Annotated in this window: 20 protein-coding genes; 15 read left to right on the top strand and 5 right to left on the bottom strand. The window is 67.3% G+C overall.

Annotated elements, in window-relative coordinates:
• Positions 1–12 precede the first annotated feature (12 nt).
• The 4 genes from clpS to YM304_RS19095 all read right to left on the bottom strand — a co-directional run bounded on the left by clpS (position 13) and on the right by YM304_RS19095 (position 4,269).
• A complete protein-coding gene (gene clpS / locus YM304_RS19110) occupies positions 13–309 on the bottom strand; it encodes an ATP-dependent Clp protease adapter ClpS (RefSeq protein WP_015443376.1) in 297 nt (98 codons plus the stop codon).
• A gap of 73 nt (positions 310–382) precedes the next feature.
• Positions 383–2,341 carry a protein meaA gene (locus tag YM304_RS19105; RefSeq protein WP_015443375.1) on the bottom strand — a complete coding sequence of 653 codons (1,959 nt, stop codon included), beginning with the start codon at positions 2,339–2,341 and terminating at the stop codon, positions 383–385.
• 293 nt (positions 2,342–2,634) lie between these two features.
• Positions 2,635–3,252 (bottom strand): leucyl/phenylalanyl-tRNA--protein transferase, encoded by a 618-nt coding sequence (aat, locus tag YM304_RS19100; protein ID WP_015443374.1) that lies wholly within the window; start codon positions 3,250–3,252, stop codon positions 2,635–2,637.
• 141 nt (positions 3,253–3,393) lie between these two features.
• Positions 3,394–4,269, bottom strand: a complete 876-nt coding sequence (locus YM304_RS19095) for a 3-hydroxyacyl-CoA dehydrogenase family protein (RefSeq protein WP_015443373.1) — start codon at positions 4,267–4,269, stop codon at positions 3,394–3,396.
• Positions 4,270–4,405: 136 nt separating this feature from the next.
• Here YM304_RS19095 and mbhE (YM304_RS19090) point away from each other — a divergent pair, with 136 nt between their 5' ends.
• The 7 genes from mbhE (YM304_RS19090) to mnhG are packed head-to-tail and all read left to right on the top strand — an operon-like array spanning position 4,406 to position 10,540.
• Positions 4,406–6,793, top strand: coding sequence for a hydrogen gas-evolving membrane-bound hydrogenase subunit E (gene mbhE, locus YM304_RS19090; protein WP_015443372.1), 2,388 nt, complete (start codon positions 4,406–4,408; stop codon positions 6,791–6,793).
• Complete coding sequence (locus YM304_RS19085; RefSeq protein ID WP_015443371.1) at positions 6,790–7,392, top strand: MnhB domain-containing protein; 603 nt, start codon at positions 6,790–6,792, stop codon at positions 7,390–7,392. The genes mbhE (YM304_RS19090) and YM304_RS19085 overlap by 4 nt, the downstream gene beginning before the upstream one ends.
• Positions 7,389–7,829 (top strand): Na(+)/H(+) antiporter subunit C, encoded by a 441-nt coding sequence (locus tag YM304_RS19080; protein ID WP_015443370.1) that lies wholly within the window; start codon positions 7,389–7,391, stop codon positions 7,827–7,829. The genes YM304_RS19085 and YM304_RS19080 overlap by 4 nt, the downstream gene beginning before the upstream one ends.
• On the top strand, positions 7,826–9,319 hold the full coding sequence (locus tag YM304_RS19075) for a Na+/H+ antiporter subunit D (protein WP_015443369.1): 1,494 nt from the start codon (positions 7,826–7,828) through the stop codon (positions 9,317–9,319). Before YM304_RS19080 ends, YM304_RS19075 begins: the two co-directional genes overlap by 4 nt.
• Positions 9,319–9,942, top strand: a complete 624-nt coding sequence (locus YM304_RS19070) for a Na+/H+ antiporter subunit E (RefSeq protein ID WP_015443368.1) — start codon at positions 9,319–9,321, stop codon at positions 9,940–9,942. Before YM304_RS19075 ends, YM304_RS19070 begins: the two co-directional genes overlap by 1 nt.
• Complete coding sequence (locus YM304_RS19065) at positions 9,939–10,190, top strand: monovalent cation/H+ antiporter complex subunit F (RefSeq protein ID WP_015443367.1); 252 nt, start codon at positions 9,939–9,941, stop codon at positions 10,188–10,190. The genes YM304_RS19070 and YM304_RS19065 overlap by 4 nt, the downstream gene beginning before the upstream one ends.
• A complete protein-coding gene (mnhG, locus tag YM304_RS19060; protein WP_041298448.1) occupies positions 10,190–10,540 on the top strand; it encodes a monovalent cation/H(+) antiporter subunit G in 351 nt (116 codons plus the stop codon). The genes YM304_RS19065 and mnhG overlap by 1 nt, the downstream gene beginning before the upstream one ends.
• On the opposite strand, the gene YM304_RS19055 is transcribed toward mnhG, so the two are convergent.
• On the bottom strand, positions 10,521–10,817 hold the full coding sequence (locus YM304_RS19055; protein WP_015443365.1) for a helix-turn-helix transcriptional regulator: 297 nt from the start codon (positions 10,815–10,817) through the stop codon (positions 10,521–10,523). The two genes, mnhG and YM304_RS19055, sit on opposite strands and share 20 nt — an antisense overlap.
• 111 nt (positions 10,818–10,928) lie before the next feature.
• On the opposite strand from YM304_RS19055, the gene YM304_RS19050 reads away from it, so the two are divergent.
• Genes YM304_RS19050 through YM304_RS19020 form a run of 8 tightly spaced genes read left to right on the top strand, consistent with a single transcriptional unit; the run spans position 10,929 to position 17,140 of the window.
• Entirely contained in the window at positions 10,929–11,480 is a 552-nt protein-coding gene (locus YM304_RS19050; RefSeq protein WP_015443364.1) for a beta-class carbonic anhydrase, read from the top strand.
• Positions 11,477–13,729, top strand: coding sequence for a hydrogen gas-evolving membrane-bound hydrogenase subunit E (mbhE, locus tag YM304_RS19045; protein ID WP_015443363.1), 2,253 nt, complete (start codon positions 11,477–11,479; stop codon positions 13,727–13,729). Before YM304_RS19050 ends, mbhE (YM304_RS19045) begins: the two co-directional genes overlap by 4 nt.
• Positions 13,726–14,172, top strand: a complete 447-nt coding sequence (locus YM304_RS23155; RefSeq protein WP_015443362.1) for an MnhB domain-containing protein — start codon at positions 13,726–13,728, stop codon at positions 14,170–14,172. The genes mbhE (YM304_RS19045) and YM304_RS23155 overlap by 4 nt, the downstream gene beginning before the upstream one ends.
• A complete protein-coding gene (locus YM304_RS19040) occupies positions 14,169–14,528 on the top strand; it encodes an NADH-quinone oxidoreductase subunit K (RefSeq protein ID WP_015443361.1) in 360 nt (119 codons plus the stop codon). The genes YM304_RS23155 and YM304_RS19040 overlap by 4 nt, the downstream gene beginning before the upstream one ends.
• Positions 14,525–16,042 (top strand): proton-conducting transporter transmembrane domain-containing protein, encoded by a 1,518-nt coding sequence (locus tag YM304_RS19035; protein WP_015443360.1) that lies wholly within the window; start codon positions 14,525–14,527, stop codon positions 16,040–16,042. The genes YM304_RS19040 and YM304_RS19035 overlap by 4 nt, the downstream gene beginning before the upstream one ends.
• The gene (locus tag YM304_RS19030; protein WP_015443359.1) at positions 16,039–16,536 is read left to right on the top strand and encodes a Na+/H+ antiporter subunit E; all 498 of its coding nucleotides are present in this window, start codon (positions 16,039–16,041) and stop codon (positions 16,534–16,536) included. Before YM304_RS19035 ends, YM304_RS19030 begins: the two co-directional genes overlap by 4 nt.
• A complete protein-coding gene (locus YM304_RS19025; RefSeq protein WP_015443358.1) occupies positions 16,533–16,829 on the top strand; it encodes a monovalent cation/H+ antiporter complex subunit F in 297 nt (98 codons plus the stop codon). Before YM304_RS19030 ends, YM304_RS19025 begins: the two co-directional genes overlap by 4 nt.
• Entirely contained in the window at positions 16,826–17,140 is a 315-nt protein-coding gene (locus YM304_RS19020; protein WP_015443357.1) for a cation:proton antiporter, read from the top strand. The genes YM304_RS19025 and YM304_RS19020 overlap by 4 nt, the downstream gene beginning before the upstream one ends.
• Positions 17,141–17,166: the final 26 nt, after the last annotated feature.

The following is a 17,166-nucleotide window of genomic DNA, read 5'->3' as shown; positions in this document are numbered from 1 at the left end:
CATCGAGGGCCGTCACTGGTCGTGTTCCATCGTGGCCCACAGGCTGTGTTCGTGCAGGCGGAACACGTGCATCTCGCACTCCTCGCGGTTGCCGGACGCGACGACGGCGCGACCCTTGTGGTGCACGTCGAGCATCAGCTCGGTGGCTTTCTCGAGCGAATGACCGAAGAGCTTCTGGAACACGTAGGTGACGTAGCTCATCAGGTTGATCGGGTCGTTCCAGACGAGCACGATCCACGGTCGGTCGGTCGCCACCTCGTCGTCGAGGTCAGGTTCTTGGACCTGGACGGGTTCGACGGTGGTGGGCACGCCCAACAGTCTGCCGTGTTCGCCCCGGCCAGCCCACGCCCCGGACGGTTTGTCTCTGAGACAAAGCGGGCGGTCAGGGGCGGGTGCGGTGTTCGACGGCGAGCTCGGCGATGTCGCGCATGATCTTGGCGATCTCGAAGTCTTTCGGCGTGTACACCCGGGCGATGCCGATGTCGGCGAGGCGCGGTCGGTCGTCTTCGGGGATGATGCCGCCGACGACGACCGGCGTGTCGACGCCCATCTCCTCCAGATGACGGAGCACGTCGGGAACCAACTGCAGGTGTGACCCGGACAGGATCGACAGACCGATCACATCGGGATCCTCGTCTCGTGCCGACGCGGCGATCTGCTCGGGGGAGAGGCGGATACCGGAGTACACGACCTCCATGCCGGAGTCACGAGCGGCGACCGCGATCTGCTCAGCGCCCGACGAGTGGCCGTCGAGGCCGGGCTTGGCGACCAGGAACTTGGGCGGCCCACCGGCGATCGACTTGACGAAGTCGGCGACGTCGCCGAGCCCGGCCGCGCTGCCCGGGGCACCGCCGACGCCGGTCGGCCCGCGGTACTCGCCGAGCACCTCGCGCATGACGGTGCCCCACTCGCCGGTGGTGCCGCCGGCTTTGGCGAGCGCGATCGAGGCGGGCATGACGTTGTCGCCCTCAGCGGTGGCGCGACGCAGTTCGGCGAGCGCGTCGTCGACCGCCTGCTGGTCTCGTTGGGAGCGCCACGCCGCGAGCTGGTCGATCGCCTGTTGTTCGACGCCGTGATCGACCTTGAGGATGTTGTTCTCGCCGCCGAGCGGTGACTCGGCGGTCTCGATGAAGTCGTTGACGCCGACCACGGTCTGCTCGCCGCCCTCGATCCGGCGGGCACGCGCCGCCATCGACGACACGAGACGCGACTTGAGCACCTCGACGGCGTCGAACGCGCCGCCCTGGGCGAGCACGTCGTCGAGTTCGGCCTGTGCTTCGGCGGCGAGTTCGGCGGTGCGGGCTTCGACGACGTGCGAGCCGTCGAACAGGTCGCCGTACTCGAGGAGGTCGGTCTCGAACGCGAGCACCTGCTGCATGCGCAGCGACCACTGCTGATCCCAGGGACGGGGCAAGCCGAGCGCTTCGTTCCACGCGGGCAGCTGGACCGATCGAGCACGGGCCTTCTTCGAGAGCGTGACGGCGAGCATCTCGAGCACGATGCGCTGCACGTTGTTCTCGGGCTGTGCTTCGGTGAGGCCCAACGAGTTGACCTGCACGCCGTAGCGGAAACGCAGCGCCTTCTCGTCGGTCACGCCGTAGCGCTCGCGTCCGATCTGCTCCCACATCTCGGTCATCGCCCGGAGCTTGCAGATCTCTTCGACGAACCGGATCCCGGCGTTGACGAAGAACGAGATCGAGCCGAACACCTGCGAGAACTTCTCGTCGGACACCTGACCGGAGTCACGCACGGCGTCGAGCACGCCGATCGCCGTGGCGAACGAGTAGGCGATCTCCTGAACCGGCGTCGCACCGACCTCCTGGAGGTGGTACGAGCAGACGTTCATCGGGTTCCACTTGGGCGCGTTGTCGGCGCACCAGGCCACCATGTCGACGATCAACCGTCGCGACTCGGCCGGCGGGAAGATGTAGGTACCGCGCGACAGGTACTCCTTGACGATGTCGTTCTGTGTCGTCCCGCGGAGTTCGCCCGGCTCGACGCCCTGCTCCTCGGCGTTGGCCACGTAGAGGGCGAGCAACCACGCGGCCGTCGCGTTGATCGTCATCGACGTGTTCATCTTCCCGGGGGGAATCTGGTCGAGCAGCGTCCGCATGTCGCCGATGTGCGCGACGGGCACACCGACCTTGCCGACCTCGCCGCGCGACATCGGGTCGTCGGCGTCGTAGCCCGTCTGCGTCGGCAGGTCGAAGGCGATCGACAGGCCGGTCTGGCCCTTCGACAGGTTCGTTCGATACAGCTCGTTCGATGCCGCGGCGGTGGAGTGACCGGAGTAGGTCCGCATCATCCAGGGGCGGTCACGCGGGCGATCGGGGCTCGTCATGTAGTGAGTCTCGCAAGCCGGGAAACAAATCCTCAAGTTCGTGACGCATGCGCCGAATCACTAAGTGTCCCGCACGACGGGGCGGGACAACGAAAAAGTCTCCCGAAGCGCCCGGATACTCCCCCTCTCCGGTCGCTCTCGGGGCAAGGTTTCCCTTTGGCGGGAACCACGCCGGTCGGATGGCGGATCCGACCGGCGACGGACTGCGAAGAGCGGTGGGCATCAGCCCGCCGCTCTTCGTGCTTTTCGACGCCGGCGGGTGGCGCCCGAACGTTGCGAACCGGCCGGTTCGCTCAGATGGCGTCGTCGAGCAAGCGGAGGTACTCGCTGCGCGGCACGGCGATCGCACCGAGCGATTCGAGATGCGGCGTGAGCCACTGGACGTCGAGCAACGTGCCGTCGGTGGAGCGCATCCAGTCGACGAGCCAGACGAGCGCGACCTTCGACGCATCGGTCGCCTGGTGGAACATCGATTCGCCGGCGAAGAGCCCGTTGTAGCGCACGCCGTAGAGCCCGCCGACGAGTTGCTCGTCGTCGTACACCTCGACCGAGTGTGCCCAGCCGAGCTCGTGCAGCCGGCAGTAGGCGGCTTCGATCTCGTGGGTGATCCAGCGGCCGTCACGCGTCGGATCGGCGCATGCGGCGACGACCTCGGCGAACGCGGTGTCGAGGCGTACCTCGTAGCGCCGCATGCTGCGTCGCAGCGACTTGCTCACGCGGAGTTGGTCGAGTGGGATGATGCCGCGCGGGTCGGGTGAGTACCAGGCGATCTTGCTCCGACGTTTGCCCGGGTCGATCGGCATGGGGAACAGGCCGGTGGCGTACGCGCGCAAGAGCGTGCCGGGTTCGAGGTCGGCGCCGATGGCGACCAGGTCGTTACCCGGTTCGGCCTCGGCGGGGCTCGGCATCATGTAACGCGACCAGGGTGGCTGGGTCGTGGCCGAAGCGTGGTGCACGCTCCCAGCACATCAGCGAAAAGCGAGAGATGTCAACTTGCGGGACACATATGAACAGAAATCTGAGGATTTTCCACCCAGAGTGACGACGCAACCTCAGTATGTGCGGAAACCGCGCCCCGTCTTGCGGCCTAGGTGCCCAGCCACCACCATGCGCTTCATCGTGGTGGCGGGAGCGAAGTTGGGGTCGCGGAACTCGTCGTACAGCGCTTCGAGGATCGACACCGAGGTGTCGAGGCCGACGAGGTCGAGCAGCGCGAACGGGCCCATCGGGAAGTTGCAGCCGCCCTGCATCGCCAGATCGATCGCTTCGATGGAGGCCGTGCCCTGCTCCCACATCTTCACCGCGTTGTTGAGATAGGGGAAGAGGAGGGCGTTGACGATGAAGCCGGCGCGATCGACGACCTCGACGGCGTCCTTGCCGCACGACTCGGCGAAGACGAGCGCTGCCTTCACCGTGTCGTCGGCAGCGGTGATCGGACGGATCACCTCGACCAGCTTCATCATCGGGGCCGGGTTGAAGAAGTGGATGCCACACACGGCCTCCGGCCGGTCGGTCACCATCGCCAGTTCGACGATCGGCAGCGTCGACGTGTTGGTGGCCAACAGCGCGCCCGGCTTGGCGATCTGATCGAGGGAGCGGAACAGGTCCTTCTTGATGTCGAGGTCTTCGACCACCGACTCGAGGATGAGGTCACAGTCGGCGAGGTCGTTCATGTCGTCGGTCGCCGTGATCCGGCCGAGGATGGCGTCGCGTTCGTCCGCCTCGAGACGTCCTTTCTCGACCTGCCGCTCGAGGCCCTTGGTGAGCTTGGCGATCGCTGCATCGGCGCCTTCCTGCGTGCGCGATCGCAGTGTGACCGTTCGTCCGGAGCGGGCTGCGACCTCGACGAGGCCGGCGCCCATGATGCCGGAGCCGAGGATGCCGACCGAGTTGATCGTGCCAGACGGGATGTTCACTGTCGCGCTCATGGACAGATGTTACCTACCGGTAGGTAACTTGTGAAAAACGGGGACCGCTCCCGACGTCGAGCAGTCGGACGGTCGGGGGATCGCGCTCGGCACCTCGTTCCACGAGCCCGCGCCGTATCCTGGCTGCTTCGCCGTCATGTTCGTGCTGCTCCTCTTCCACCTGCTGATCGGCGTGTCGATCCTCGTCTCGGGCGACAGGTTCGGCCGTCGCGCGTTCGCTGTCGCCGCGCTCGCTCCTGCGGTCACGGTGGTCTGGGCGGCAACGCAGTGGAGCGACGTGGTCGGCAACGGCGCAGCGGGCGACGTGGCCGGGTCGGGCGTCCCCGTCACCCAGTCGGTCGGCTGGATCAGCCAGCTCGGGCTGAACCTCGACCTCCGCTTCGACGCGTTCGCGCTCGTCATGACGCTGCTCGTGTCGGGCATCGGCCTGCTCGTCTGCGTCTACGCCTACGGCTACTTCTCGCACATCGCGCCCGGCCAGGCTCGCCTCGCCGGGCTGATGACGATCTTCGCCGCGTCGATGCTCGGCGTGGTCTGGGCCGATCACCTGATCGCGTTGTTCATCGCCTGGGAACTCACGTCGATCACCAGCTACCTGCTGATCGGCAACGACGACACCAACCCACGGGCGCGTGCCGCCGCGCTCCAAGCCATCTTCATCACCGGCGCCGGCGGGCTCGCGCTGCTGGCCGGGCTGATCATCCTCGGGCAGAGCGCCGGGACCTACCGCATCTCCGAGATGCTCGAATCGCCGCCGTCGGGCGGTGCCGTGTCGGCCGGTCTGATCCTCGTGCTGCTCGGCGCGTTCACCAAGTCGGCACAGGCTCCGTTCGGCAGTTGGTTGCCGGGCGCGATGGTGGCGCCCACGCCGGTCAGCGCCTACCTGCACTCGGCCACCATGGTCAAGGCCGGTGTGTACCTCGTCGCACGTCTGTCGCCGATCCTCGCCGGGCTCGGCCAGTGGCGAGTGCTGGTGCTCGTCGTCGGCAGCGTCACGATGATCGTCGGCGGGCTGCGAGCGCTCCGCCAACACGACCTCAAGCTGTTGCTCGCCTACGGCACGGTGAGCCAGCTCGGCTTCATGATGCTGCTGCTCGGCACGGGCGAGTACAAGATCGCGCAAGCCGGTGTGGTGCTGCTGCTCGCACACGGGGCCTTCAAGGCGACGCTGTTCATGCTCGTCGGCATCATCGACCACGAGGCCGGCACGCGCGACATCCGCGAGCTGCACGGCTTCGGTGCCGGCTGGATGCCGGTCAAGGTGATGGCCGTGATCGGCGCGGCCTCGATGGCTGGTCTGCCACCGCTCCTGGGCTTCGTCGCCAAGGAGAAGGGCATCGACACCTACCTCGAGTACGGCGAGTTCACGGGAGCGACGGCGGTGCTCGTGGTGATCGTCGTCGGCTCGATCCTCACGTTCGCCTACTCGGCTCGCTACGTGCTCGGTGTGTTCGGGTACTTCGGCAGCGCCGACGAGCCGGTCACGAGCCGCACCGTCCACGCGCCGCCGCTCGTGTTCTCGGGTCCGGCGATGGTGCTCACCGCCGCCACGGTCGTGCTCGGACTGTTGCCGATGCTCATCAGCGACCTCACCAAGACCGCCACACTCGCGCTCGATCCGCACGCCTCGCCGTCGACCGTGAAGCTGTGGGCCGGGTTCAACACCGCCTTCGTGTTGTCACTCGTCATCATCGCCACCGGTGCGGCGCTCACCGCACTGCGCGGCCCGGTCGCGAACGTGCAGGCCAAGCTCGCCGCACCGCTCCGCAAGATGCCGTCGACCGACGACGGATTCGAGGCCACGGTGCGTTCGATCGACACCGTCGCCAACCGTGTCACCCGCTACATCCAGTCGGGTTCGTTGCCGGTGTACCTCCTCGTCATCCTGGCGACGGTCGTCACCGTGCCGGTCATCCCGATGCTCGGCGAACTCGACTCGTTGCCGGAGTTCGTCGAGCGTCCGATCCACGTGCCGCTCGTGGCGGTCATCCTCGGTGCCGCGATCGGTGCCACGCTCATCCGTCGTCGGATGGCCGCGGTCGTGATGCTGAGCGCCGTCGGGTTCGCCATGGCCGGTCTGTACGAGGCGCAGGGGGCGCCCGACCTCGCGCTCACGCAGTTCGCGATCGAGACGCTCGGCACCGTGCTGTTCGTGCTCGTGCTGCGGTTCCTGCCGAGTCGGTTCGTCGACCTCGCTCCGGCGGTCGTCCGCCCGGTGCGTCTGGCGGTGTCGGTGCTCGTCGCATGTGCGATCTTCGTGTTCGCGATCGTGTCGACGCAGGCCCGGTCCGATGTGCCGCAGGAGTCGGTGTCGGTCGAGATGATCGAACGCTCGAAGCCCGACGGCGAAGGCAAGAACGTTGTCAACGTCATCCTGGTCGACTTCCGCGGCGTCGACACGATGGGTGAGATCACGGTGTTGCTCGTCGCCGCTGTCGGTGCGTTCGCGCTCGCTCGCTCGGGTCGCGGTCGTGACGACGACGAGTCGGTTGTTGCGCCCGCGGAAGAGGCGGTGTCGTCGTGAGGCGCCTCCTCGTGCTCGACGTGTCGGTGCGGTTGCTCTATCCGTCGATCATCGTGCTGTCGCTGTACTTCCTGTTCTCCGGTCACAACCAGCCCGGTGGTGGGTTCGTCGGCGGTCTCACCGCGGCGGCGGCGATCTCGCTGCGCTACGTGTCGGGCGGGGTCACCGCCGTGCGGCGCTCGTTCCGGCTCGAGCCGTGGACCGTGCTCGGTGGCGGCCTGGCGATGTCGGTCGGCACCGCCATCTTCCCGATGCTGCTCGGCGGGTCGATCCTCGAACACGGCACCTTCAAAGCGCATCCGCCGCTGCTCGGTGAGGTCAAGGCCACCTCGGCGCTTCCGTTCGACGTCGGTGTGTACTTCATCGTGATCGGGCTCGTGCTGATGATCTTCGAAGCGTTCGGCGACGACCTCGACGACGAACTCGAGATGATCGAACCGCTGCGGCCTCCAGCCACGACGGTCCGCGAGGAGTACCGGCCACTGTCGCAGCATGCTCCGGCGAGCATGTGGCTCGACGACGACGACGGCGACGGCGACGCCGAGGCAGCGGCCGATGGGGCCGGCGGGGCTACCGATGATGGGGGGATGCCGTCATGACCATCCTCCTCGCGTTCACGTCGGCGGCACTGTTCGGTCTCGGCACCTGGCTGCTGTTGCAGCGTCGCCTCACCCGCATCGTGATCGGTCTCGGCCTCATCGGCCACGGCACCAACATCCTGCTCCTCACGTCGGGCGGCGGCGCCGGACTGCCGCCACTCATCGGCAAGGGCGACAAGAAGGAGTTCGCCGACCCGCTGCCGCAGGCGCTCGCGCTGACCGCCATCGTCATCACGTTCGGTGTCACCGCGTTCCTCCTCGCCATGGCGTACCGCAGTTGGCAGCTCACCAACGACGACGTCGTGGCCGACGACCTCGAAGACCGTCTGATCGCTGCGGCACGTCGCGTCGACAGCGACGTGGTCGACCTCGAGACCGCCCAGCTCGAACGAGAGTCCGACTCGGCCGGCGACCTGGACGAGGGGAGTGAGTCGTGAGCGACGTGCTCGTCCCGCTGCCGATCGTGATCCCGCTGTTCGCGGCGGCCCTGACCGTGATGTTCGCTCGCTTCCGCGTGGTGCAGCGCGCCATCGCGCTCCTCTCGCTCACCTCCGTGGTCGGCGTGGCCGTCGCCCTGTTGATCCACGTCGACGACGAGTCGGTCGTGACGATGGACGCCGGTGCGTGGCCGGCGCCGCTCGGCATCACGTTCGTCGTCGACCGACTCTCGGCGATCATGGTGCTCACGTCGTCGGTGATGCTGCTCGTCGTGTTGCTGTACGCCGTCGGTCAGCGAGGCGTCGAGCGCGACCATCCCGCGTTCCATCCGATCTACCTGGTCTTGGCGGCCGGTGTGTCGGCCAGCTTCATCACCGGCGACATGTTCAACCTGTTCGTCGCGTTCGAGATGATGCTCGCCGCGAGCTACGTGCTGCTCACGCTCGGCGGGCGCCCCGACCAGGTGCGCGCGGGCATGACCTACGTGGTCATCAGCCTCGTCGCGTCGTCGATGTTCATCGCGGCGCTGGCGCTGCTCTACGCCGCAACCGGCACGGTCAACATGGCCGACCTCGCGCTGCGCATCCCCGAACTCTCCAGTGGCGTGCGGGCCGGATTCTCGCTCCTGCTCATCTTCGTGTTCGGCATCAAGGCCGGACTCTTCCCGCTGTTCTTCTGGCTGCCCGACAGCTACCCGACCGCACCGGGTCCGGTCACCGCGATCTTCGCCGGGCTGCTCACCAAGGTCGGCGTGTACGCCATCATCCGTACACAGACGCTGCTGTTCCCCATCGACAGTCAGCAGGGCACGATGCTGCTGATCATCGCCGGGCTCACCATGTTGATCGGCGTGCTCGGTGCCCTCGCGCAAGACGACCTCAAGCGTGCGCTCACCTTCCACATCATCAGCCAGATCGGCTACATGATCTTCGGTCTCGGGCTGTTCACGATCGCCGGCATCACGGCCGTGGTGTTCTACATCGTCCAGACGATCCTCGTGAAGACCAACCTCTTCCTGGTCGCCGGACTGATCGACCGTCACGCCGGGCAGAGCCGCATCTCGAAGGCCGGTGGCATCGCGCGCAGCGCGCCGATCATCGCCGTGTTCTTCGCCGTGCCGGCGCTGTCGTTGGCGGGGCTCCCGCCGTCGTCCGGTTTCGCCGGCAAGTTCGCGCTCGTCGACGCCGGCGTCGGGTCGCAGCAGTGGTGGATCGTCACCGTGGCGCTCGTGGTCAGCCTGCTGACCCTGTTCTCGATGACCAAGATCTGGGCGGGCATGTTCTGGGGCGAGCCCGAGGCCGCTCCGGTCGCGCCCGATCCGCATGCCGGGGGTCCGGGCGTGATGGTGTTCGCAACGGGCATCACCGTCGCGCTGTCGGTCGCGTTCGTCGTGTTCGCCGGGCCGATGTACGAGTTGGCCGAGCGCGCCGGCTCCGATCTGATGAACCCCTCGGTCTACATCGACGCCGTGTTGGGAGTTGATCGCTGATGCAATCGGCACTTCGCATCCCGGCGATGATGCTGTGGCTCACGGTGTTGTGGATCGCGCTCTGGGGGTCGATCACCTGGGCCAACGTGGCCGGAGGTCTCGCCGTCGCCGTCGCCGTCGTGTTGTTCGCTCGTCTCGATGCCGCCTCGCTCAAGACCACCTACTTCCGTCCGCAGTGGGCGGCGTGGTACGTGCTCGTGCTGGCCTGGAAGCTCATCGACTCCAACGTGCGACTCGCCTACGAGATCCTCACGCCGGGCATCTCCACACACACCGGCATCATCGCGGTGCCGATGCGTGGCGGTTCCGAGGCGGTCATCAACCTGGTGGCCAACTCCATCACCCTCACGCCGGGCACGATGACCATCGACATCAAACGGTGGGACGTCGACGGCGACGGCATCGACGACGGTGAAGAAGACAGCGTCGTGCTCTACATCCACGGCATGTACACGCGTGACATCGAAGCGGTTCGCCACGACGTGTTGCGCCTCGAAGCACTCGCGCTACGCGCCTTCGGCAACCCCAGCGACTACGCACTCGCCGCGAAGCAGGTCGACGACCACGAGGCACTGCTCGACTCGGCGAGGGCCGCGCGACGTCAGAACGGAGAACGATCATGAACACCGCTGCGCTGGTCATCACCTCGCTCGCCGGTCTGCTGTTCATCGCCCGCCTGCTGCGCGGTCCGGCGTTGCCCGACCGCGTCATCTCGGTCGACGGCTTCGTGTCGACGATCGTGATCGGGGTGACGGTGGCCTCGGCTCGGCCGGGCACCGGCGTGATCGAGAGCACGGTGCTGGTCGTGGCGCTCGGCGGATTCGTCGGCACCGCGGTGCTCGCCCGCTTCATCGAACGGCGAGGTGGGTGATGGAGGCGCTCGACACCATCGGCGACCTCCTGATGATCCTCGGCTCGCTGTTCGCGCTGCTCGCCGGGATCGGCATCCACCGTTTCCCCGACGCCTACTCACGCATGCATGCCGCAGCGAAGAGCCCGACGCTGGGGCTGGTGCTGGTGGCGGTCGGTGCCGCGCTGCGGATCCGCACCGGCACGGCCGTCGGCACGCTCGCGCTGGTGGCGATCTTGCAGCTGCTCACCTCACCGGTCGCCACGCACGTCGCTGCTCGCGCGGTTCACCTCCGGATGAACGTGCCGCAGGACGGCATCGACGAACTCGATCGCGACGAACGCGACGCCCTCAATCGACCAACGTCGTGATGAGGTCGCCGATCACGTGCTCGGACTCGAGCGGGTGTCGGAGCTTGACGTCACGGTTGATCTGATAGCGATTCCGTCGCCCGACGCGTTCGGCGGTGACGTATCCGTGCTCCTCGAGATCGTGGAGGATCCGGACGACCGCGCCAGGTGTGATGCCGACGACGTGCGCGATGTCGCGCTGACGTAGCTCGGGATCGCGGCTGATCGCGAGCAGGACGTGAGCGTGGTTGGTGAGAAACGTCCACGCCGGCTTCTCGAGTTGCGGGTCGGTCAACATCGCCTGCAGATCGTAGTCATTCGAATGTGTTCGTTTCGAGCTCGACATCGTGATCCCTGCCACACAACATATTCGTTGCAAAGTATCTATTGGAACTTGCATACTCAGCCCATGACGACTGATGACGCCACGTTCGTTCCCTCCGTCGACGATGTGATGCAGGCCAACGCCGAGTACGCGAGCGACTTCTCGGGTGCCGGGATCCCGGTCCGACCCGGCCGCAAGCTGGCGATCGTCACGTGCATGGACGCACGAATCGATGCGTTCGCCGTCATGGGTCTGCAGAACGGCGAATCGCACATCATCCGCAACGCCGGTGGTGTGATCACCGACGACGTCATCCGCTCGCTCTGCCTCTCGCAGCGTTTCCTCGGCACCCGCGAGATCATCCTCGTGCACCACACCGACTGCGGTCTGCAGATGGTCGACGAGGCCGACTTCCGTGACGAGCTCGAGATCGAGCTCGGTGTGAAGCCGTGGTGGTCGCTTGAGAGCTTCAGCGACCCGTACCAAGACGTCCGACAATCGATGCAACGTGTCCGCATGACGCCGTTCATCCAGTACAAAGATCACGTGAGTGGATTCGTGTACGACGTGACCGATGGTCTGTTGCACCCGGTGGATCCCGGGGCGGCCACGGTGCCCGCCCGCGGAGCGACGTGATCCCTGGCGTTCTCGCACTTCATCTCGTTGCCACACTCGTCCTGATCGGCACTCGCGACCGCTTCGGTCGAGGTGTCTTCGCCGTCGCCGCCGCTGCGCCGCTGGTCGCCGCGGTCTGGTCGCTCAGCCTCCTCACACGCGGGGTCACGTCGACCACGTCGTTCACGTGGGTCGAAGGGCTCGACCTCGACCTGGCGTTCCGCGTCGACGCGCTGTCGGCGCTGTTGTCGTTCATCGTGTCGGGCATCGGCGTGTTGGTCTTCGTCTACGCCGCCGGCTACTTCTCGTCGACCACCCGCGAGATCGGCCGCTTCGCAGCGACGCTGCTCGCGTTCTCGACCGCGATGCTCGGACTGGTCTGGGCCGACTCGGTCTGGACCCTCTTCGTGTTCTGGGAACTCACCTCGATCACGTCGTTCCTGCTCGTCGGCCACAAGCACGCCGACCCCGCCGCTCGGGTCGCCGCGCGGCGTGCCCTCCTCATCACCGCGTCGGGCGGGCTCGCGCTGCTCGCCGGTCTGCTCGTGTACGCCGACGGCGCGTCGACCCGTCTGCGCGACCTCGAGGTGTCGACCGGAACCGGAGCGACCGTCGCCGCCGTGCTCGTGCTCGTCGCAGCTGCGACCAAGTCGGCGCAGACCCCGTTCCACGTGTGGTTGCCGGGGGCGATGTCGGCACCCACGCCGGTGAGCGCCTACCTCCACTCCGCCACGATGGTCAAGGCGGGCATCATCGTGCTCGCGCTGCTGCAACCCGCGCTCGCCGACACCGGGCCGTGGACGCCGCTCGGGCTCGCGTTCGGTTTCTCGTCGATGCTCTGGGGAGCGATCGGCGCGCTGCGCCACGTCGACGCCAAGCTCATCTTGGCGTGGGGCACGGTGTCGCAGCTGGGCCTGATGTTCGCGCTGCTCTCGATCGGATCCGCGAAGGCGACCTTCGCCGCGTTGTCGATCCTCGTCGCGCACGCCGTGTTCAAAGCGGCGTTGTTCATGGTCGTGGGTGAGATCGACGTCCGGACGGGCACGCGTGATGTTCGCGAACTGTCGGGACTCTGGCGGTCGATGCCCCTCGCCTTCGGCGTCGCGCTCGTCTCGGCGCTGTCGATGGCCGGCGTGCCGCCGCTGCTCGGCTTCCCGGCCAAGGAGGCGGCGGTCGAAGCCGGCCTCGGGTTGAGCGGAGGTGAACGGGTCGTGGTACTCGTCGGCGTGGTGGGTGGCTCGATCCTGACCGTCGCGTACACGGCGCGTTTCCTCCTCGCCACGTTCGGTTCGACGAGGCTTCCGGCCACGCCGGTCGCCGATCGACGGACTCCGATGGCGGTCACCTCCGCCGTGCTCGGCGTGGCCAGCGTCGTGGGCTTCGTGTTCCTCGGCGACGTCGGCGACATCGTTCGCGACGCCGCGGTGCTCATCGACCCGAAGGCCGAGGTCTACTCCCTGATCCGGTGGCCCGGGTTGACCACGGCGTTCGTGTTGTCGATCGTGATCGTCGTTGTCGGGACTTTGGTCGGGCTGCCGCTCGCGCGGGTGGTCGATCGCGTGCCGCGGCCGTTTGGCGCCGACACCGTCGACGCAACGATTCACGGAGTTCTGCGTCTCGCCCGTTCGGTCACGGGGCGTATCCAGCACGGCTCGCTGCCGGTCTACATGGTGACCGGGGTGTTCGTCGCGGGGCTGGCGGCCCTGCCGTTCGCCGGCGAGATCGATCCGAAGGTGCTCGTCGTGTGGGACCACCCGATGCAGGGCGTGCTCGGCCTGCTGGTGGTGGTCGGCGCGTTCGGCACCGTGATGGTGCGTGGCCGACTCGCCGCTGCCTTCGGGCTCGGTGCCATCGGTTTCGGCGTGGCCGGACTCTTCGTGGTCGAAGGGGCGCCCGACCTGGCGCTCACGCAGTTGCTCGTCGAGACGGTGGTCGTCGTCGGGTTCGTCGTCGGACTCGGCCGACTCCGTACCGAGTTCCCGGCGGTGAGCGGCCCGTGGCGGTCGACCCGGATCGCGGTCTCGGTGCTGATCGGCGCGGCGGTGAGCGTCGGGCTCGCCGCGAGTGCGTCGCGCCCGTCGGGTGAGCCGCCGCTCGCCGAACTGTCCGACGAGGCGGTCTCGACCGGCAAGGGCAACAACGTCGTCAACGTGATCCTCACCGACATGCGCGCGCTCGACACGCTCGGCGAGATCGTCGTGCTCGTCGCGGTCGCGGTCGGCATGGTGTCGTTGGCACGGAGCGCTTCGAACGATCGGGAGGCCGCATGATCGCCGATCGATCGCTCATCGCCCGCAGTGGCGTGAAGATGGCGAGCCCCTTCGCCGTGGTCGTGACGATCATGCTGTTCTTCGCCGGCCACAACCAGCCCGGAGGTGGCTTCGCCGCCGGCCTGATGCTCGGAGCCGTCATTGCGTTGCGCGCGGTGGTGGGGCTGCCGATTCCGCAGCGTTCCTCGCCGTTCCTGGCCGCTGGCGGTGTCGTCGGTGTGTCGGTCGCGATCGCTCCGATGCTGTTCGGTGATGCGCTGCTCGACCAGGCCACGTTCGAGACGACGCTGGCGCTGCTCGGCAAGATCAAGGTGGGTTCGGCGCTGGTGTTCGACATCGGCGTGGTGCTGGTGGTGATCGGCCTCGTCGTCGCGCTGCTCGATGCATTCGACGCCGACGAGCTCGCCGAGTCGGGCCGCGACGAACGCGAGGTGGCCTCGTGAGCCTCACGATGGTCCTCGTCGTCGGCGTGCTCACCGGCGTCGGCACGTACCTGGTGACCTCGCGGGTGCTGAGCCGGATCGTGCTCGGTTTCGCGTTGCTCGGACACGCCGCCGTGCTCGCGCTCACCACCGCGGCCGGCCCGGCGGGCGATCCGCCGCTCGCCGATCGTTCGTCGCCGTCCGACACGTCCAACCCGCTGCCGCAGGCGCTGTCGCTCACCGCCATCGTCATCTCGTTCGGTCTGACGTTGTTCCTGCTGGCGCTCGCTCGCCGCCAGCATCAGCTCAGCGGCGACGACCTGGTCGAAGACGATCTCGAAGACCGCCGCATCGCGCAGGACGAGCACGACCGATGAGTGCACTGGTGTCGCTCTGTGTCGTGGTGCCCTTGCTCGGCGCCATGATCACCCTCGGTCTGCGGACCGTCGGACGGCTGCGTGACGTCATCACGCTCGGCAGCCTCGCCGCCACGTCGGTCATGGCGATCGTGCTGCTGGTGCACGTCGAGGCCAACGACACGGTCGTGGTGCGCGTGGGGGAGTGGGCGCCTCAGCTCGGCATCGTGCTGGTGGCCGACATGTTCGCGGTGTTGGTGCTCGGCGTTGCCGTGCTGACGATCACGATCGTCGAACTGTTCGCGATGGGGCAACGACGGAGCGCGTCGGGTGCCGACCCGACGATCGTCGGCCCGATGCTGCTCGTGCTCACCGCCGGGGTGACGCTGTCGATCCTGACCGGTGACCTGTTCACGTTGTTCGTCGCGTTCGAGCTGATGCTCGTGGCCAGCTACGTGCTGCTCACGCATCAGGGTCGGGCGGGCCAGGTGCGATCGGGCATGACGTACGTCGTCATCAACCTCTTCGCGTCGACGCTGTTCCTCTTCGGGGTCGCCTTCGTCTACGCCGCGACCGGCACGGTCAACATGGCCGAACTCGCCGAGCGGATCCCCGAACTCTCGAACGGTGTGCGCTGGGGGATCGGGCTGTGGTTCCTGGTGGTGTTCGGGACGAAGGCGGCCATGTTCCCGCTCTTCTCCTGGCTGCCCGACAGCTACCCGACCGCGCCGACAACGATCACCGCGGTGTTCGCCGGGCTGCTGACCAAGGTCGGCGTGTACGTGATGATTCGCTTCCACGTGCTCACCGAGATGGATCAACTCGGTCCGGTCATCCTCGTGATCGCCGGCTTCACGATGCTCGTCGGCGTCGCCGGTGCGCTCGCGCAAGACGACATGAAGCGCATCCTGTCGTTCCACATCGTCAGCCAGATCGGCTACATGCTCATGGGACTCGGGCTCTTCTCCGTGGCGGGTGTCGCCGGTGCGATCATCTTCATCGTCCACCAGATCCCGGTGAAGACCGTGCTGTTCCTCGTCGGCGGGCTCGTCGAGACCGAGCGTGGCACCTCGTCGCTCGAGCGCGCCGGTGGCCTGATCGCCAAGCGCCCGTGGATCGCAGCGCTCTTCGCGCTGCCGGCGCTGAGTCTGGCCGGGTTGCCACCGTTCTCCGGATTCGTCGCCAAGCTGGCTCTGCTCGATGCGGGCGTCGCCGACGGGTCGACGATCATCGTCGTGGCCGCGCTCGTGGCGAGTGCGCTGACGTCGTTGTCGATGGTCAAGATCTGGTTGGGCGTGTTCTGGGGCTCGGGTGACGACCATCCCGAGGTCGCGTTGCCGGAGCGCGTCGGGTCGGGGCCCGGTCGGCTGATGTTCGCAGCCACCGGCGCGGCGCTGGCGCTCACGCTCACGATCGCCGTGGTCGCCGGACCGTTGTGGTCGATGAGCGAACGCGCTGCGACCGAGTTGCTCGACGGCGACGTGTACGTCGACACCGTTCTGGGAGACACGGTTCTGGAAGCGGGTGACTCGTGAGGTCGGTCTTCACGATCCGTCGGGCCGTCACGATGGTCGCGTTGGTGGCGACGTGGTGTGCGCTGTGGGGGTCGGCGAGCGCGGCCAACGTGCTGTCGGGCATCGCCGTGGCCGCGGTGGCGCTGTTGTTCGGTTCGAGCTCGGCTGTCGGCCGGGGCATCCGTATCATCCCGATGCTGCATCTGATCTGGCTCGTGTTCGTCGACATGGTCGGCTCGACGGTCACCGTGGTCCGCGAGGTGTTGACCCCGACCGACTACACCAACGAGGCGATCATCGCCATCGATCTCCCGCCGGGCGGTGAACATCACCTGCTGTTGCTGTTCGTCGTCATCACGGTCACTCCCGGCACGGCCGTGGTGGCTGCGGAGTCGAACGCGAGCAAGCTCTATCTCCACGTGCTCCACGCCGACCGTCGTGACGCGGTCGAAGCACACGTCCGCCAGCTCGCCGACGTGGCCAGCCGAGCGCTCCCGCAGGGGGACGCATCGTGATCGGTCTCGCCGAACCCGTCCTGATCGTCTCGATGATCGGGTTGGCCTTCGCCGGCGGGGCGGCCGTCTGGCGCGTCCTGACCGGCCCGAGCCTCGCCGATCGGATCCTCGGTCTCGATCTCGCGTTGATCGCGCTGATGGCGGGCATCGCGATCGACGGCGCTCATCGCGGCGACACCACCTGGCTCAACCTGCTGGTCGTGATCGCGGTGATCGGCTTCACCGCCACGGTCGCCTCGACACGGTTCATGGAGACCACCCGCGACGGCGACGACGATCGGGAGGCGACGTGAGCATCGTGTCGTCGGCATTCATCCTGCTCGGTGTGGCCGTGATCGTCTTCGCGGGGATCGGGCTCCTCAAGTTCTCGACGCCTTACGCCCGCCTGCACGCCGCGGGTAAGGCGAGCCCGGTGGCGTTCATCGTCGTCACCATCGGGGCGTCGATCGAACTCGGCTGGTCGGGGGCCGCTCGCCTGGTGCTGGCGTCGTGCGCGCTGGTGCTCACCTTGCCGATCGCCGTGCATCTGTTGTTCCGTGCAGTGCATCGCACCGACCCGGCGTCGGATCCGCCGATCGACGAACTCCGCAACCCCGACAGCTGATCGGTGTGACAGATCTCCGGACCGGC

Source organism: Ilumatobacter coccineus YM16-304 (genome assembly GCF_000348785.1).
GTDB classification, from domain to species: Bacteria; Actinomycetota; Acidimicrobiia; order Acidimicrobiales; family Ilumatobacteraceae; genus Ilumatobacter_A; species Ilumatobacter_A coccineus.
This window is presented reverse-complemented; position numbering and strand designations above follow the sequence as displayed.

Coding starts and splice junctions, on each gene's coding strand:
- YM304_RS19105 (WP_015443375.1), bottom strand. CDS start 2,341: ATGACGAGCCCCGATCGCCCGCGTGACCGCCCCTGGATGATGCGGACC.
- aat (WP_015443374.1), bottom strand. CDS start 3,252: ATGATGCCGAGCCCCGCCGAGGCCGAACCGGGTAACGACCTGGTCGCC.
- YM304_RS19095 (WP_015443373.1), bottom strand. CDS start 4,269: ATGAGCGCGACAGTGAACATCCCGTCTGGCACGATCAACTCGGTCGGC.
- mbhE (WP_015443372.1), top strand. CDS start 4,406: ATGTTCGTGCTGCTCCTCTTCCACCTGCTGATCGGCGTGTCGATCCTC.
- YM304_RS19080 (WP_015443370.1), top strand. CDS start 7,389: ATGACCATCCTCCTCGCGTTCACGTCGGCGGCACTGTTCGGTCTCGGC.
- YM304_RS19070 (WP_015443368.1), top strand. CDS start 9,319: ATGCAATCGGCACTTCGCATCCCGGCGATGATGCTGTGGCTCACGGTG.
- YM304_RS19065 (WP_015443367.1), top strand. CDS start 9,939: ATGAACACCGCTGCGCTGGTCATCACCTCGCTCGCCGGTCTGCTGTTC.
- mnhG (WP_041298448.1), top strand. CDS start 10,190: ATGGAGGCGCTCGACACCATCGGCGACCTCCTGATGATCCTCGGCTCG.
- YM304_RS19055 (WP_015443365.1), bottom strand. CDS start 10,817: ATGTTGACCGACCCGCAACTCGAGAAGCCGGCGTGGACGTTTCTCACC.
- YM304_RS19050 (WP_015443364.1), top strand. CDS start 10,929: ATGACGACTGATGACGCCACGTTCGTTCCCTCCGTCGACGATGTGATG.
- YM304_RS23155 (WP_015443362.1), top strand. CDS start 13,726: ATGATCGCCGATCGATCGCTCATCGCCCGCAGTGGCGTGAAGATGGCG.
- YM304_RS19035 (WP_015443360.1), top strand. CDS start 14,525: ATGAGTGCACTGGTGTCGCTCTGTGTCGTGGTGCCCTTGCTCGGCGCC.